Origin of the sequence: Salinisphaera aquimarina, from assembly GCF_042643355.1 — a bacterium.
Taxonomy (GTDB): domain Bacteria; phylum Pseudomonadota; class Gammaproteobacteria; order Nevskiales; family Salinisphaeraceae; genus Salinisphaera; species Salinisphaera aquimarina.
Window position 1 is genome coordinate 14,018 of sequence record NZ_JBHRSS010000006.1, and the last position, 15,499, is coordinate 29,516.

15 protein-coding genes are annotated in these 15,499 nt (G+C 62.6%); 9 read left to right on the forward strand and 6 right to left on the reverse strand.

Features of this window, described 5'->3' with window-relative positions; translation table 11 throughout:
• Positions 1–117: 117 nt before the first annotated feature.
• Complete coding sequence (gene clpB, locus ACFOSU_RS12760) at positions 118–2,700, forward strand: ATP-dependent chaperone ClpB (protein WP_380690643.1); 2,583 nt, start codon at positions 118–120, stop codon at positions 2,698–2,700.
• A 129-nt stretch (positions 2,701–2,829) separates the two neighbouring features.
• On the opposite strand, the gene ACFOSU_RS12765 is transcribed toward clpB, so the two are convergent.
• From ACFOSU_RS12765 to ACFOSU_RS12775, 3 genes are all read right to left on the reverse strand, one after another.
• Positions 2,830–3,900 carry an alpha/beta hydrolase gene (locus ACFOSU_RS12765; RefSeq protein ID WP_380690209.1) on the reverse strand — a complete coding sequence of 357 codons (1,071 nt, stop codon included), beginning with the start codon at positions 3,898–3,900 and terminating at the stop codon, positions 2,830–2,832.
• Between the two features lies 1 nt (position 3,901).
• Complete coding sequence (locus tag ACFOSU_RS12770) at positions 3,902–5,425, reverse strand: peroxidase family protein (RefSeq protein WP_380690211.1); 1,524 nt, start codon at positions 5,423–5,425, stop codon at positions 3,902–3,904.
• A gap of 223 nt (positions 5,426–5,648) precedes the next feature.
• On the reverse strand, positions 5,649–6,008 hold the full coding sequence (locus ACFOSU_RS12775; RefSeq protein WP_380690213.1) for a hypothetical protein: 360 nt from the start codon (positions 6,006–6,008) through the stop codon (positions 5,649–5,651).
• 256 nt (positions 6,009–6,264) lie between these two features.
• Here ACFOSU_RS12775 and ACFOSU_RS12780 point away from each other — a divergent pair, with 256 nt between their 5' ends.
• A complete protein-coding gene (locus tag ACFOSU_RS12780) occupies positions 6,265–6,918 on the forward strand; it encodes a response regulator transcription factor (RefSeq protein ID WP_380690215.1) in 654 nt (217 codons plus the stop codon).
• 110 nt (positions 6,919–7,028) lie between these two features.
• Here ACFOSU_RS12780 and ACFOSU_RS12785 read toward each other — a convergent pair whose 3' ends face one another.
• Complete coding sequence (locus ACFOSU_RS12785; RefSeq protein ID WP_380690217.1) at positions 7,029–7,988, reverse strand: aldo/keto reductase; 960 nt, start codon at positions 7,986–7,988, stop codon at positions 7,029–7,031.
• Between the two features lie 38 nt (positions 7,989–8,026).
• On the reverse strand, positions 8,027–9,301 hold the full coding sequence (locus ACFOSU_RS12790) for an NTP/NDP exchange transporter (protein ID WP_380690219.1): 1,275 nt from the start codon (positions 9,299–9,301) through the stop codon (positions 8,027–8,029).
• Positions 9,302–9,403: 102 nt separating this feature from the next.
• On the opposite strand from ACFOSU_RS12790, the gene ACFOSU_RS12795 reads away from it, so the two are divergent.
• Together ACFOSU_RS12795 and ACFOSU_RS12800 are read left to right on the forward strand one after the other, a co-directional pair.
• Positions 9,404–10,234, forward strand: coding sequence for an aldo/keto reductase (locus tag ACFOSU_RS12795; protein WP_380690221.1), 831 nt, complete (start codon positions 9,404–9,406; stop codon positions 10,232–10,234).
• 637 nt (positions 10,235–10,871) lie between these two features.
• Positions 10,872–11,228: a hypothetical protein gene (locus ACFOSU_RS12800; RefSeq protein WP_380690223.1), complete on the forward strand. Its 357-nt coding sequence runs from the start codon at positions 10,872–10,874 to the stop codon at positions 11,226–11,228.
• Between the two features lie 74 nt (positions 11,229–11,302).
• On the opposite strand, the gene ACFOSU_RS12805 is transcribed toward ACFOSU_RS12800, so the two are convergent.
• Positions 11,303–12,343, reverse strand: a complete 1,041-nt coding sequence (locus ACFOSU_RS12805) for a Glu/Leu/Phe/Val dehydrogenase family protein (protein ID WP_380690225.1) — start codon at positions 12,341–12,343, stop codon at positions 11,303–11,305.
• 270 nt (positions 12,344–12,613) lie between these two features.
• Between ACFOSU_RS12805 and ACFOSU_RS12810 the strand changes: the two genes are divergently transcribed.
• From ACFOSU_RS12810 to ACFOSU_RS12830, 5 genes are read left to right on the forward strand one after another with little or no spacing between them, the layout of a single operon-like run.
• Positions 12,614–13,045: a Tat pathway signal sequence domain protein gene (locus ACFOSU_RS12810; protein WP_380690227.1), complete on the forward strand. Its 432-nt coding sequence runs from the start codon at positions 12,614–12,616 to the stop codon at positions 13,043–13,045.
• Positions 13,046–13,095: 50 nt separating this feature from the next.
• On the forward strand, positions 13,096–13,812 hold the full coding sequence (locus tag ACFOSU_RS12815; RefSeq protein ID WP_380690229.1) for a MotA/TolQ/ExbB proton channel family protein: 717 nt from the start codon (positions 13,096–13,098) through the stop codon (positions 13,810–13,812).
• A complete protein-coding gene (locus ACFOSU_RS12820; protein ID WP_380690231.1) occupies positions 13,781–14,212 on the forward strand; it encodes an ExbD/TolR family protein in 432 nt (143 codons plus the stop codon). The genes ACFOSU_RS12815 and ACFOSU_RS12820 overlap by 32 nt, the downstream gene beginning before the upstream one ends.
• A 7-nt stretch (positions 14,213–14,219) precedes the next feature.
• Entirely contained in the window at positions 14,220–14,633 is a 414-nt protein-coding gene (locus tag ACFOSU_RS12825) for an ExbD/TolR family protein (RefSeq protein ID WP_380690232.1), read from the forward strand.
• Positions 14,630–15,484, forward strand: a complete 855-nt coding sequence (locus ACFOSU_RS12830; RefSeq protein WP_380690234.1) for an energy transducer TonB — start codon at positions 14,630–14,632, stop codon at positions 15,482–15,484. Before ACFOSU_RS12825 ends, ACFOSU_RS12830 begins: the two co-directional genes overlap by 4 nt.
• The last annotated feature ends 15 nt before the right edge of the window (positions 15,485–15,499 follow it).

Consider the following 15,499-nt stretch of genomic DNA (forward strand, 5'->3'; position numbering starts at 1 on the left):
TATCTTTCAAACGATGGTTGAATTGTTGGTCGTCGATACCTATTAACTATCGCATGATGATGCAGCCATGGTCGGCTGCCACGAAAGAATGGAATCAGAGGGATTGCCAACATGCGAATGGACAAACTGACCAGCAAGTTTCAACAGGCGCTCGCCGACGCCCAGAGCCTGGCGGTCGGCCGGGACCACAACGAAATCCAGCCGTTGCACGTACTGCTGGCGCTGCTGGACGCAGACGGGGGCACGGTGCGCCCGCTGCTCGATGGCGCCGGTTTGAACGTCAAGGAAATCCGCAATCAGCTGCTCAAGGCGCTGGATCGGTTGCCGACCGTCGGCCAGGCCACCGGTGACGTGAACCCGAGCCAGGCGCTGGTGCGCACGCTCAACCTCACCGACAAGCTCGCCCAGAAACGCGGCGATGCGTTCGTCTCCAGCGAACTGTTCGTTCTCGCCGTGCTCGAGGACAAATCCGAAGCCGGCACGATACTCAAGAACGCGGGTGCGACCCGCGACAATCTCGGCAAACAGGTCGACACGATGCGCGGCGGCGAGAACGTCAATGACGCCAACGCCGAGGAACAGCGCGGCGCGCTCGACAAATACACCACCGATCTCACCGAGCGCGCCGAACAGGGCAAGCTCGATCCGGTGATCGGCCGCGACGAGGAAATCCGCCGCGTGATCCAGGTGCTCTCGCGCCGCACGAAGAACAACCCGACGCTGGTCGGCGAGCCCGGCGTGGGCAAGACCGCAATCGTAGAAGGGCTGGCGCAGCGTATCGTCAACGGCGAAGTGCCGGAATCGCTGCGCGACAAGCGCGTGCTGGTGCTCGACCTGGCCGCGATGATCGCCGGCGCCAAGTATCGCGGCGAGTTCGAGGATCGCCTCAAGGGCGTGCTATCCGACCTGTCCAAGCAGGAAGGCCGCATCATCCTGTTCATCGACGAGATTCATACCCTGGTCGGCGCCGGCAAGGCCGAGGGCTCGATGGACGCGGGCAACATGCTCAAGCCGGCGCTCGCCCGCGGCGAGCTGCACTGCATCGGGGCGACCACGCTCAACGAGTATCGCGAGAACATCGAAAAGGATGCCGCGCTGGAACGCCGTTTCCAGAAAGTGATGGTCGACGAGCCCGATCTGGAAGACACCATCGCCATCCTGCGCGGGCTCAAGGAACGCTACGAGGTCCACCACGGTGTAGACATCACCGACGGCGCGATCATCGCCGCGGCCAAGCTGTCGCAGCGCTATATCACCGACCGCAAGCTGCCCGACAAGGCCATCGACCTGATCGACGAAGCCGCCTCCAAGATTCGTATCGAGATCGACTCCAAGCCGGAAGAACTCGACCGCCTCGACCGGCGCCTGATTCAGCTCAAGATCGAAAAACAGGCGTTATCCAAGGAGTCGGATGCCGGCTCGAAAGCACGGCTGGAAAAACTCGACGGCGAAATCGACGAACTGGAACGCGAATACTCGGACCTGGAAGAGATATGGAAAGCCGAGAAAGCGACCGTCGCCGGTGCCGCCAACAAGCGCGAGGAACTCGACCTCGCCAAGCGTGAAATGGAAGCTGCACGCCGCGCCAACGACTTCGACCGCATGGCGGAGTTGCAGTACGGCCGGATTCCGCAGCTTGAGCGCGAATTGGCCGAGGCCCAGGCCGCCGAGGAGAAACCGGTGGCCAATCGGCTGCTGCGCAACAACGTCACCGACGAGGAAGTCGCCGAGATCGTGTCGCGCTGGACCGGTATTCCGGTCACCCGCATGCTCGAAGCCGAGCGCGACAAGCTGCTGCGCATGGAGGATTCACTGCACGAACGCGTGATCGGCCAGAACGAGGCCGTGTCCGCCGTTTCCGATGCGATTCGTCGCTCCAGATCGGGCCTGTCGGACCCGAACCGGCCGATCGGCTCGTTCCTGTTCCTCGGCCCGACCGGCGTGGGCAAGACCGAGCTGTGCAAGGCCATCGCCACCTTCCTGTTCGACACCGAGGACGCCATGGTGCGTATCGACATGTCGGAGTTCATGGAACGCCATTCGGTGGCACGACTGATCGGCGCCCCGCCCGGCTATGTCGGCTATGAACAGGGCGGCTATCTCACTGAAGCCGTGCGGCGCAAACCTTATTCCGTGATCCTGCTCGACGAGGTCGAGAAAGCGCATACGGATGTGTTCAACATTCTGCTGCAGGTGCTCGACGACGGCCGCCTCACCGACGGTCACGGCCGCACGGTGGATTTCCGCAACACCGTGATCGTGATGACCTCGAACCTGGGCAGCCAGCTGATCCAGGAACTCGCCGGCGAGGAGAACTACGAGACCATGAAGGAATCGGTGATGGAAGTGGTGGCCAGCCAATTCCGGCCCGAGTTCATCAACCGCATCGACGAATCTGTGGTCTTCCATCCGTTGGCGCGAACCGAGATCCGCTCGATCGCACGTATCCAGATGCGCGAATTGCACGAGCGTCTGGCCGAACGCGAGCTCACCCTCGAGATCAGCGATACCGCTCTCGACAAGCTCGCCGAAGCCGGCTTCGACCCGGTCTATGGGGCGCGGCCGCTCAAGCGCTCGATCCAGACGCTTGTCGAGAATCCACTGGCCAAGCGGATTCTGGCAGGTGAATTCATCGCCGGCGACACGGTGCGGGTCGACCTGGGCGATGACGCAGCCCTGCATTTCGACAAGGCGGCGTAACCTGTCGTCCCCGCGGCCTTCGAACTCGCGGCATGAGCCGCGGGTTCGAGGGGCCGTGTAAATAGCGCGTCCATCGCGCCGACATATCTCGCCAGTCGATCATCCGAATGACCCGACACACCCATACGGCTATCGAAATTCGTAGAAATTTCGGTCCGGAATATAGCGCAGGCTCTGTTCCGCGGTCTTGCCGTTGAACGCGGCCTGGAAGAACTTGCGTACGTCGTCGTTCTTTTCCACCGGCTTGTCTTCGAAATAGGCGTGCGCGTTGCCGACCCAGGCAGCGCTGGTGAAATTCACATAGGTGGCCTTGCGGCTATCGAGGGCAAACAGGCTGTGACCGAGGCGTGCCAGCTGCTCGTCGCCGGCCTTGATCCGCGACGCCGCCAGGGCGCGATCGTCCTCGTTGATCGCCACGTACAGCCGGCGCCGGAACTTTAGCCGGTCCACCCACTCGGCGTGGCCGGCGTTGTTGGTATCGGCCGCGGCCAGCACGATGTTGTCGAACAACAGCTGGTTGCCTTCGATGTTCGACGACTTGAGCATCTGCTTGAGCACGTAGTTGCCCATGCTGTGAAACATGGCGTTGATCGTGAACGGGCAGGCCTTGTCCATGAGCTCGGTGAACAGCGCATCCCGGGCTTCGGCGTTATCCGGATGCTTCTCGCGTGCCCTGTTCGCCAGTTCCAGGCGGGTCTCTTCCGTGAAACGAGCGAGATAGCCAGCAGCGATCGCCATCGTTCGATCGAGCGCGCCGGCGGATACTCGGGCGTCGCGCTTGTCGCTCTTGTAGCTTGCCGTACCGCTGACGATGCCGCCGCCGTTGGCCGGCCAGCTGAACGGCAACACGATCACGCCGTAGTTCTTCTCCAGTTCCTGCGAGCGGCGCAGCACGTCGTGGATATCATTATTGAAGCCGTGCACGAAGAACAGCACGTTGCGTTTTTCGTCGCGCGCCTGGCACAGCACCTTCCGGGCCACGTAGTAGCTGCCGAACGCGGTGCGATTGGCCGGCGCGTCCACTTCCGCCTTCATGGCCGCGGTGAGCCGGTCGGCGATTATCTCGAGATCCCAGCCTGAGCCTGCCACGAGCGCTTCGAACAGACGCAATTCGTTGGGCCCCTGGGCATTCGGTTTGGGCCCGAGCTTGTCCACGCCCTGGCTGTTCGGGCGGACCTGGCGGTTGGTGACGCCGTACATGTCAGCTGCAAACGTTCGAGACGCCGGCAAAATCGAGCAGTCCCGCCAGACCGCCCACGGCTGCACTCGATTCATCGAGCGTCACCCCCAGCTCGATATCGATGGCGTCGTCGTGCAGGTTGTTCAGATAACTGTTGTGGTCCTGTTTGACCAGACCGACCATGGTTTCCGCCACCAGCCGGCTACCGACTTCGCCGAGCCGGTTGCCATCCTGCTGCACCGCCGCTTCGCGCAGGATGTAATACCACAGCGGCGTGCGGTGATCGAAATACGTATCCTCCAGCATCTCGACCATCTCGGGGCTCTCGCCGTCCTTGATGTCGGCGGTGCTCAGCGGCAGGATGCCGAACGCGTCGCAGATCGCCTGCCCGGTCGGCAGACTCAGGCTATAGCCTCGCAGCAGGTTGCTGCGGGCGAGATGTCGGAGTACCGGGTCGGTCGCGCGTCCACCCACGGGCAACGTGAACAGGCCCCGGGAGATCTTCGAGTCGATCTTGCGCGCCATCTGCACCCCGGACCCGCTGCCGACCAGCAGGGACCAATCGACAACCCGCGCGGGGATCAGCTGGCCATCGCTGGCATCGAAATTCGTCGCCCTGCCGGCCGGCCCCAGCAGGTCGCCGATACCGACTTCGCCGGAGGTGGCGTTGAGCCGGTAGAACGGCCGGATCATGGAATGGGCGAAACGATAGGCGGCCGCCGAGAACTCCAGTGGCATGAACGCTGCACCCTTGCCCGACGTCGCGCCGATGAAGCGCGGCCCGTTGGCGAGCGTGTCGTCGACCACTGCCGGGTCGCACACCTGTTTCAGATAGTCGTTGACCACCACATACTGATAGGCCCAGCGCACGAGTTGGCGCGCGCGGATGTATTTCTGCTTGTTGTCGGAGCCCGGCTGGGCATCGTGCGCCGCGTTATAGAAGCGCAGAAACGCGGTCTGAAGCTGACCGATGATGACGTTCTCGTCGTTGCGCGCGTCCGCGATGATGGCGTTATGCGTGCCCGCTTCACGCGGCAGATCGACGCGATCGCCATCTGCGAACGCCACCAGCTTGAGATCGCTGTCGTAGAGCAGCTGCGACTGGGTGGTCGCCGCCGCCGATGCGCCGGCCAGGCCGGGCCCGTCGCCGAAGACACTGTCGAGATCGAACTGTGGCCGGCGCCCGTTGCGCATATTGGCGACCACGAAATCCGGGTCGGCAGGCCGGACCGGTTCGGCACGGCCGATTTCGCTGACCGCGCCTTCGCGGTCGGTGCGCGCGGTGATGTCGTGGTCGGTGAACTGGCCGAAATAGGTGAACGCGGCCGGAATAGTTGAATCGAACGATTCCTGCGGGTCGCCGATCTCGCCCGGGTCCGCCATCAGGTCTCCGAGCCGCTTGAGCCCGGCCACCGTCGCCTCGGTTTCCGGCAGCCGGCAAAGTCGCGAACGCGCTGCTTCGGGAAAAAAATAATCGAATGGCGTCGAGAAAAGAATCTCATCGTCGCCGGTTACACCGTCGATATGATTGATCTTCGTGAACATGGTCTACCCCGTTAGCCCCTGACAAGGCCGATTGAAGAAGCCGTAGCGCCGAACGAGTCGCGCCGGGCCTCTGAAAGTGGTTTTTCTTGATTGTCCAAGCGCAGTTCTTCTTCAAGCGATCTGGCACAACATCCGTCTAGAGCCTTGTTTCTTCGCCGTATTCAGAAATTTTTCGACGCCCCCCGTTTCGGCAGATACGGCACAACAATTCGGTAACGAACTTTCAACGTCGCGTTGGCGAACCGCCGTCTCGACTCTTGGCCGGGTGCGATACGGTCCCGTGGGTACGCCGATCCGGAATCACGGCATGAAAAACGACCCCACCGTCACCGGCTGTACGCCGCTCGAACGAGCGATCCGACGCACGGGTTGCCACTTCGATCGTCGATTCGAACGGCTGGGTCGCAACGCGGCGGCGAAAAACCGCCCTGCCGTTGGCACCGCATGCTTCGATCCTGAGTCCGGGCTGGCCGACAAGCCGCTTGTCCGGCGTGGGCGCGGGATAGCGCATGGCCACCCGCGTCGCCTGCCGGGATTTCATCGCCTCCGGGCCGATGCCGAGTGTGAGTCCAATACAAAACATGACGGGCTCCGGTCACCGCACACGCAGTGTGCTCATAGCCGAAATAATCCTATCGCCGTGTTTTCTCGGAGCGCATGGGCAGAAACAGCCTATTTTTTCGATTGCGCAAGGTCAGTCTTTGCGGCGCCGCCCGTCGAGTAATAGGATCTGTACGGGGGCCGTCCGCCTGCTTGACACACTTCTGGAGATCGCAATGCGTGCGACCCGATCCGGTGTTTGCTCTGCCAGGCCCATATCGACTCGATACGCCGCGTGGATGACGGCGCTGGACCAGCTTGGCTTGCCGTTGATCCTGTTCGATGCAAACGGGCAGGAGATCCATCGCACCGCGGCACTGGCCGCGATCCTGATTCAGGAAGTCGCGCCGCTGCAGATGCAGGTTTTCACGGCCGCCAGACAAATCGCGCATGAACAGTCGATCTGTTCAGACACACAAGCAGCGCACAACGGGTTCAAACTGATGGCGGACGGCCAGCCCGCCACAACGATACACTTGGCGGCCACACACTGTTACAGCGTCCGGGCGGTTTTCATACCGGCCCCCGAAAGCCTCGCGACGGCGCCCCACCAGCGGCTTCTGCTGGTGGCACTGGATCGCCGCAGACCTGTTCTGCCATCAACGGATCAGCTGCGCACTCGATTCGCGTTGACGCGTCGAGAAGCCGATGTCGCGCTTCTGCTCGCCCAGCGCATGCAGAATGCAGAAATCGCCCGGACGCTGTGCGTGAGCGCACACACGGCACGCCACCACACCGAGCAGGTGCTAGGAAAGCTGAATGTCCACCGACGGGCCGAGGTCGCTCGGGTGGTCCAGAGCATCCATGTGGCAATAGCCGGTGCGATCCCCGGAATCGCGCTGACCGCATCGAACATTGCACGAAGTGTGCTCGATATCGGCTTCTGGGCGTGAGCCTATGCAACCGGGCGAGCTGCGCTGCACGTCACATCCATCAGCCGGGCGGCTACAGCAATGCCGGCGTGATCCGTTTCGCGCTCAAGACGTGTTGACGGCCGCCCTTCTCACATCGCCGCAATCGTCTCCCGCATGCGTTTTTGCATTGCCCGGTCCGGAAGCGCGCCGTAGCCCGCGTGCATGTTGTCCTCGAGATGCTTGGGGTCGCTGGTGGCCGGGATCACCGCGTTGACGGCGTCGTTGGCCAGCACGTACTTGAGCGCGAACTGGCCCCAGGAGAAGCAATCGAATTCCTGCGCATAGTCGGGCAGTTCCCGGCCCTTGACCTGACTGAAGAAACGACCGTCGTTATAAGCACGATTCACCAGCACCGCGATACCGCGATCGGCAGCCAGCGGCAGCAGACGCTGTTCCGCGTCCGGCGTCATGATCGAGTAGTTGAACTGCACGAAATCCATATCCTTGGTCGACATCTGATGTTCGAGCTCCTCGAACGCGCTGGTCAGATAATGAGTGATGCCGATATAACGCACCTGGCCGTCGGCCTTCATCCGCTCGAGCGTCTTCCACTGCGTTTCGAGATCGATGAAGTTATGGATCTGCATCAGATCGATCGGCTTGCCGAGCGCCTCGGTGGACTGCGCCATCTGGTCGATACCTGCCTGTCGGCCATTGATATGCACCTTGGTCGCCATGAACAACGCATCGCGCACGCCGGTATCGCGGGCGATCGCGCCGATATTCGTCTCGGCGTTGCCATAGGTGGGCGAGGTATCCACCAAAGTGCCGCCCATGGCGACGAATCGCTTCATCACCGTGCGCAGATCGGCGAGCGTGTCTTCGCTGCGGGTGGAAAACGAACCGGACGAGCCCATGCCGATCACCGGCAGCATCTCGCCCGTGGACGGTATCTTGCGTGTTCGCATTGCCTTGGTCGCGTCGTCGGAGGTCATCTGCGCCAGACTCATCTGCCACGGCATCAGTGCCAATCCGGCGCCCACTGCGCCGTATTGTAGAACCCGTCGGCGGCCGAAATCCTGGACAATCGATTTTTTTGATCCGGTCATGACATGGACTCCTTTATATTTCTTATTTATATTTTATTTCATCTACTTACTGTAGATTCTTCATGTTGTATCCGTGCACGGCCGAGGGCGATGCCGACGCCTGCCCAGAGCACGGCAAGCGGCACCGCGGCAAAGGCCAGGGCCGCCAGACCCAGGCCCAGCGCCGACAGGCCGGTGAATAGCCAGCCGGACGCCGCATCGCCGCCGCGATACACCACGGTGTCGATGAAATTCTTGGCCTTGTATTTGTCCTCTGCGCTGACCACCGAGAACAGCATTTCGCGGGCCGGTTTGGTGATTGCATAGTTGCCGGCCCGCCGTATGACCTGGAACACCACCAGCACCGTCAGCGTCGGCGCCAGCCCCAGCAGACCGAAACCCGCGGCGACGGCGAGCGGGATCAGGGCCAGCGCAAACGGCAAGCCCAGCCAGGCCACGAGCCGTGCGGTCGCAAAGAACTGCAGCGACAGAGTCAGCGTGTTGGTCGCCAGATCCATCACCGCGAACACCTGCGTGCGTTGCGCGCTGCTGGAAAACGCATCCTGCACAATGCGGGCCTGCTCGAAATACAGGAAGGTCGATAGCGCGGAATAGAAGACGACGAAAAAACAGATACCGAGCAGATACGGCGAGCGCGCCACATGCGTCGCGCCCGCCCAGACGCTTTCACCGCGCACCCGCTCGCTGGCACGGCCACGCGCGGCGCGGGCCCCGGGCGAGGCCATGACCGCCAGTGCGCAGCCCACGGCCGCGGCCAGAAACAAGGCCGACAGCGGCAACAGGTTTATCGGCCCGATGCGCTCCGCCAGAATCGTCGTCAATCCGGGCCCGGCTATCGCGCCGACACTGCCGCCGGCGGCGATCAGCCCGAACAGGCGTAGTGCCTGTGTCTGCGAAAAGACATCGTTCATCACGCTCCAGAACAAGGAGATGACGAACAGATTGAACACACTCACCCATACGAAAAAGGCACGCGCTACCCATGCCGGCGCCACATCCAGCCGCATCAACACAAAGAACAACAGCAGATTGGCAATGAAGAACCCGTAGCTCGCGGTCACCAGCCCGCGTCGCGAGAAACGCGCCACGGCCCAGCCGAACAGCGGCACCACCGCCAGCATGAGCAGGAATGTCCCCGAGAACACCCAGGCGAGCGCATCCACGCCGCCCTGGATACCCATTTCGTCACGCACCGGCCGCAGGATGTAGTAACCGCACAGCAGGCAGAAGAAATAGGCAAACGACCACCCTACCGGGGCAAATTCGCCCGGCTCGAGCTTCAACACCGTCGCCAGGCGTCCTCGCTCAGCCACGTTTGCTACATCCGTACAATTGCTTGCGCATCGAGGGCCTCGTGTTGAAACCAGCGGTAATAGTCCTTACCTACCCATGGTTGGTCAATACAGGAGCATTCAATGCAACACGTCAACGCCAATGGCGCCGACATTCCTGCCATCGGGTTCGGTACGTTCGAACTGGAACCCGACGATGCACAGGAAATGGTCGCGCACGCCCTTCATGTCGGCTATCGGCATATTGATACCGCCCAGGCCTACAAGAACGAGCAGGCGGTGGGCAAAGGCATCAAACAGTCCGGTGTCGCACGGGAGGATATCTTTCTGACCACCAAGGTATGGACCGACCAGTTCGCCGATGGCGACCTGCAGGCCTCGGTTCGGCAAAGTCTCAGCAAGCTGGATACCGATTATCTGGACCTGTTGTTGCTGCACTGGCCGAATCCCGAAATCTCGCTTAAGGAAACCCTGGCTGCGCTCAACGAGGTCCGCGAACAGGGGCTGGTTCGGCATATCGGCATCAGCAATTTCACCAGCGCGCTGATCAACGAAGCGGTCTCGCAGGCGGGCGCTCCGCTGGCCACGGATCAGGTGGAATATCACCCCTACCTGAGCCAGAAGCCGGTGCTGGACACCCTGGCCGAGCATCAGATGGCGCTGACCGCCTATTGCCCGCTGGCCCAGGGCCGCGTGTTCAAGGATCCAACCCTGGAGCGCATCGGCAAGGCCCATGGCAAGAACGGTGGACAGGTTGCCCTGCGCTGGCTGGTTCAGCACGGCAACGTCATCGCCATTCCGCGCTCATCGAGCAAGGCACATGTGGCCAGCAATTTCGATATCTTCGATTTTGAACTGACCGACGAGCAAATGCGGGAAGTCGCCGGCCTGCATTCACCGGACGGGCGGATCATCGACCCATCCTTCGCACCGGTGTGGGATAACGCTGCCTGATTGAATGCGTACTGCTCGGCACCGGCCGACCGCCCGTTCGAAGAGCCGCGCCGGCTAGCATCCGGCGCGGCTTTTTTCATGGGTGCCTGCGCCGGTTTCCCGCGATCAGACACCCGGCGTGGTACCAAGAATTTCGGTGCTGTTCGTATGCTTGTACCAGCCAGTAAAATTAAGTTTTGCGCCTTCCACCCGGCCTCGCTGCGCCGCGGCTCAAGCCGTGTTTACCGAAGGATTCATAGGTAGAAACACGGATGCGATATATTCATATCTGCAAGAGGTGTTCGGGGCCGAAGCTTGCGGTTTGCATTACGTACCAAGGCATACACGGCACGAACCGGCATTCGAGGCCACGTCTAAGTCAGCAGAACCGGCTCACCCGTCGCTGAACCGGTATTTCCGTATTTTTTCCCATGGTGTAAACAGGAATCGGGATCGGCGAACTTTCAGACACAATAAACAAGACAAACAGTCCGCGGGTTCGGTGAACGAGGGCCCCGTCATGCAGACAAGCGATTTACGTGTCCCATTCCAACCGTGTAGACGGCGGGGCGCAGGCGCGCGGCTGTTTCTGCCGCTGAAATCACAACGGTACGATTTTCTTCTGCGCTTCATCGATGGCGGCCAGGAGCGCTATCAGGTGAACTACACCGCGAGCATCGAGGCCAGGCAAGTCCGGCAGCACTGGCGCTACCGAGGGCATGCGTCGTGTCAGATCTCAATCTACAACAGAGCCGGGCAACGCTTCGAACAGGCCGACACCGATCGCCGTGTGGAACTGTCGCAGCATGTGCGTGCCGCTGCGGCAGCCAGCATTCGTGGTCGGCGCGAGTACGCTTTCGAACGTGAATCATCGTTGTCGGACGACGAATTCGACGAGATTGTCCAGTGGCTTACCGAGTCCTTTAACCTGGCCATCGTCGCCGACAAGCGCCGGGTCGAGAATCACTTCCGGCAGATGTACGACGGCCTGGAAGCCATATCCGAGATCGGTTAAACCGCCATTTTGCAAATGCCCTGCAGCGTAGTCCGTCGTAGCCCCGGGACACGATAGCGGCGCGTCGGGCCTGTTCAGCCCGCGGCGACACGCGCCCGCGCCTGCGCCAGTGCGACCATGGCCGAGGTATTGCCGGTTTGCGCCGCCTCGGCGAAGATCGTGTCCAGCGTGGTTTCGATCGCAGCCACGCGTTCATGGACACGTTGCGCGTCGTAGCCGCTGGGCTCGATCTCGTCGCTGACGTTGATCAAACCACCCGCATTGATGACAAAATCGGGCGCATAGACGATACCGCGTTCCGCCAGACGCGTGCCGTCGGCATCGGTTGCAAGCTGGTTGTTGGCCGCGCCCGCCACAACGCGGCACTTGAGCTTTCCGATCGTTCGCTCATCGAGAATAGCGCCTACGCCACAGGGCGCGAGCACATCGACGGCCTGGTCGAGAATCGTGTCGTTGCCGACAATGGTCGCGCCGGCGCGGGCCGCGCGATCGCAGGCCTGTTGGCTGATATCCGACGCCAGCACCTCGGCGCCCGCCGCAATCAATCGCTCGATCACGGCGAACCCGACGCTGCCACAGCCCTGTACGGCAACACGCAGCCCGGCGAAATTCGAGTCGTCGCCGGCCGCGCGCAAGGCCGCCCGCATGCCCGCGATCACGCCATCGGCGGTATAAGGCGATGGGTCGCCCGAACCGCCATCCGCGATGCTGCGCCCCACGGCATGACGGGTGACTTCATTGAGCATGGCGATATCCGCCTCGCCCATGCCCATGTCCTCGGTGGCGACATAACGCCCACCGAGACTATCCACGGCACGCGCCAATGCATGCATGCCGGCGCGCCGATCGGCCGGAAACGGCGCCATGACCACGGCTTTCGCGCCGCCGCAGGGCAAGCCGGCACAGGCCGCCTTGTAGCTCATTGCCTCGGATAGACGTAGTACGTCGGTCAGGGCGTCGGCCTCGTAGGCATAATCGCGGATACGCACCCCGCCCACGCCGGGACCCAGGGCATTGGAATGCACGGCGATGATGGCCCGCAGGCCCGTAGCCGCGTCCCAGACATGACACACCTGCTGGTGCCCCTGCTCCACCATCCGCGAAATCACTGCCACGTCAACGCTCCCGATGTCGTCATAAGCCGGTCATTGTGGCCGGTCCGACAAAAGCTGTCGATGTGGCCACCGCGTCGGCGCGGCGGGTGCCAATGGTTGCGTCTGCCGATGCAGCCAGCAATACTGAGAAGATCAAATAAAACAAGGACGCTCGCGATCTGATCGCGTTCGCGACCGGGGCGGCGACTGATCGATGACGATGAGTATGTCCAGCCGAGTTCTGGGGAAAGAAAAACGCCGCATAAAAGGCGTTCTATCGGGAAAGAATCTATGCTGATACGCATGCTGGTTGCGGCTGTTCTCGTCATCACGACCGGGAGCGCGATCGCGCAGGCCGCCTCCGAGAGCGCCGGTGGTGGCGTCGAGGTCGAACTCAACAAGCTCGAACCGGTCGACGGGGCCTGTCGAGCCTATCTCGTGACCCAGAATCTGACCGACACCCGCTTCGATGCGTTTCAACTCGACGTCGTGATGTTCGACAACGACGGCATCGTCGCCCGGCGCCTCGCCGTGCAGATCGCCCCCATGGCGCCGCAGAAGACCAGCCTGAAAGTATTCGACATCAAGAATCTCGCCTGCGGTGACATCGGGCAACTGCTGCTCAACGATGTACTCGAATGCCGTGACAGCGACGGCGCTCGCGATGACTGTCTGTCGCTGATCTCGGTTTCTCAGCGCGGCAATACACCTTTCATCAAGTAGATCGGTATGCCTGGCCGGATATCGCCCATGGTTCTCGGGAGCATCCATTCGTGAACGTTTTCATCGACAAAGTCGCCCAGATCGGCGACGCGCTGAACAATATCGTGTTCCTGGGCGGTCCGGTCGTGGTGCTGCTGGTGCTGATGTCGATCGGCGCCGCCACCATCGTGATCGCCAAGATGATCCAGTTCCGGCGCGTGCGCCTGAGCGATCGGCGCACCGCGCGCAGCGCGCTCGGCATCTACCGAACCGGCAACGCCGCGGCGGCCATGGCAATGGCACGGCGCTCACCCAACCCCGCCTCCCGTGTACTCGCACGCGCGATTCAGTTGCAGGCGCGGCATGGCGTACCCGAACCGGTGCTACGCGAAGAGATTCTGCAGTTCGGTGGCGATATGCTCGAATCGCTGCGCAGCCACATGCGGCCGTTGGAAGTGATCGCGTCGCTGGCCCCCCTGCTCGGACTGTTCGGCACCGTGCTAGGCATGATCGAAGCGTTTCGCGACCTCGAGCAGGCCGGCAGCCAGGTCAACCCGGCATTGCTGTCGGGCGGTATCTGGCAGGCACTGCTGACCACCGCAATCGGCCTGGCCGTTGCCATGCCGACCATCGTGGCCCTGAACTGGCTCGAGCGCGCCGTCGACCGCGCCGCCCACGAAATGGACAGCGTCGTAACGCGCATATTCACGGTCGATGTGACCCGCGCGCCCAATCAGTCGCTGGCAGACGAAGACGATGAGCACGACCACCACACCCCGTTCATTTAAAGACAGCCTCGGCGGCCGACGCCCGCGCGCGCTGGTCAGCCTGACGCCGCTGATCGACGTTGTCTTCATTCTGTTGTTGTTCTTCATGCTCGCCTCGAGTTTCTCGGATCTGCACTCGATCGTGCTCGATGCGCCGACCCAGGGTGAGGCCAAGCCCGCTCTGCAGGGCGCGTTACTGGTAGACGTCCGTCTGGACGGCGTGCGTTTTGCCGGCCAGTACGTGGGCCTGGAAGAGCTGACCCAGCGGGTCAAGATTGCGCTGGCCGACAATCCCCAGCGGCGGGTGTTGGTGCGACCGGCCACGCGGGTGAGCCTGCAGGACACCGTCCGGATTCTCGATGCGTTATCGATCGCCGGTGCCGTCAATCTATCGCTGATGGACAGCGGCGGGCGCAGGTAGGCCGTCGATGCGTTTCTCCCGCCGACATCGCGCGCGCAACAACGGTGACGAATCGATTCTGCCGCTGACCAACGTCGTATTTCTGCTGCTGATCTTTTTCATGCTCGCCGGCCGGATCACCGGACCCCAGCCGTTCGAGGTCGACCCGCCGCGATCGGCGAGCGAGGCCGCTGCCGATGCCAGCGCGATCGAAGTCCAGCTGTCCTCGACCGGCGCCCTGGCTCTCGACGGCAAGCCCGTGGAACTGGATGCCCTGACCGACGTCGTGCGCGGCGAACTCGACGCCCATCCGGATTGGCCGTTGCGGCTGAAAGCCGATGGCGGCGGCGACGCCACGCGTGTGGTCGCGGTCATGCACGCCTTGCGCGATGCCGGCGCGACCAAGTTGCGCCTGATCACGTTGACGACCGACAGCGAATGAATATCTCGCGCGGCCAATGGCTGCTCGCCATCGCCGTCGCGGGCGTCGCCCATCTGTGTCTACTCGGCCTGTTCCTGATCGGCGATCTATCGCCCCGCCAGCCCGACGAGGCCCCCCGCGGCGTCATGGTGTCGCTGGATACGCTGGAGCCGGGCCTGCCACCGCAGAGCCCGGCCGAAAGCGCGCCCATCGAGGCGGCCCAGACCGAGACACGGGCTCCGAGCGCGCCCGAACCGGCACCGGCCGCGAGCCCGCAGGCCAGCGCCGACGCCGTGCAACAGGCGCCCGAAGCGGCCACCGATATCGGCCCCCAGCCGGCGCCGGGCGATCAGAGCGACGTGGCCGACGCGCCGTCGCCCGATGCGTCCGAGACTTCAAGTCCCGAGGATGGCTCGGTCGCGGCCCCGCGCGTGGCCGACGCGGTGACCATCCGCCCCCAGAACGTCACCGAAGCGATCCGGCCCGAGGAACAGGTCACCGCACGCGCCGCCGACGTGTCGGAATTGACCAGCACCACTACAGCTCCAGAGCAGAGCAACGGCGCATCGGGCTCCAGCGAACAGGCCACCGACGACTATATCGTGCGGCTGCGGGCCTGGCTGTCGCGGCACAAGCAATATCCGATGGCTGCGCGCAACGACGAGGTCGAGGGCACCGTTCGGCTTTATCTGGTGATCGATGCCAACGGCAATATCATCAATACGCGCATTCTCGACGGCTCCGGCTCGGACATGCTCGACGAAGCCGCGCGCCAGATGGTGGCGCGCTCGCAGCCGTTACCGCGTATGCCCGCGTCGATGCGCCGCAATCGGCTGGAACTGGTTGTGCCGGTGGTCTTCTCGCTACGCTGATCCGCTGTCGACGTA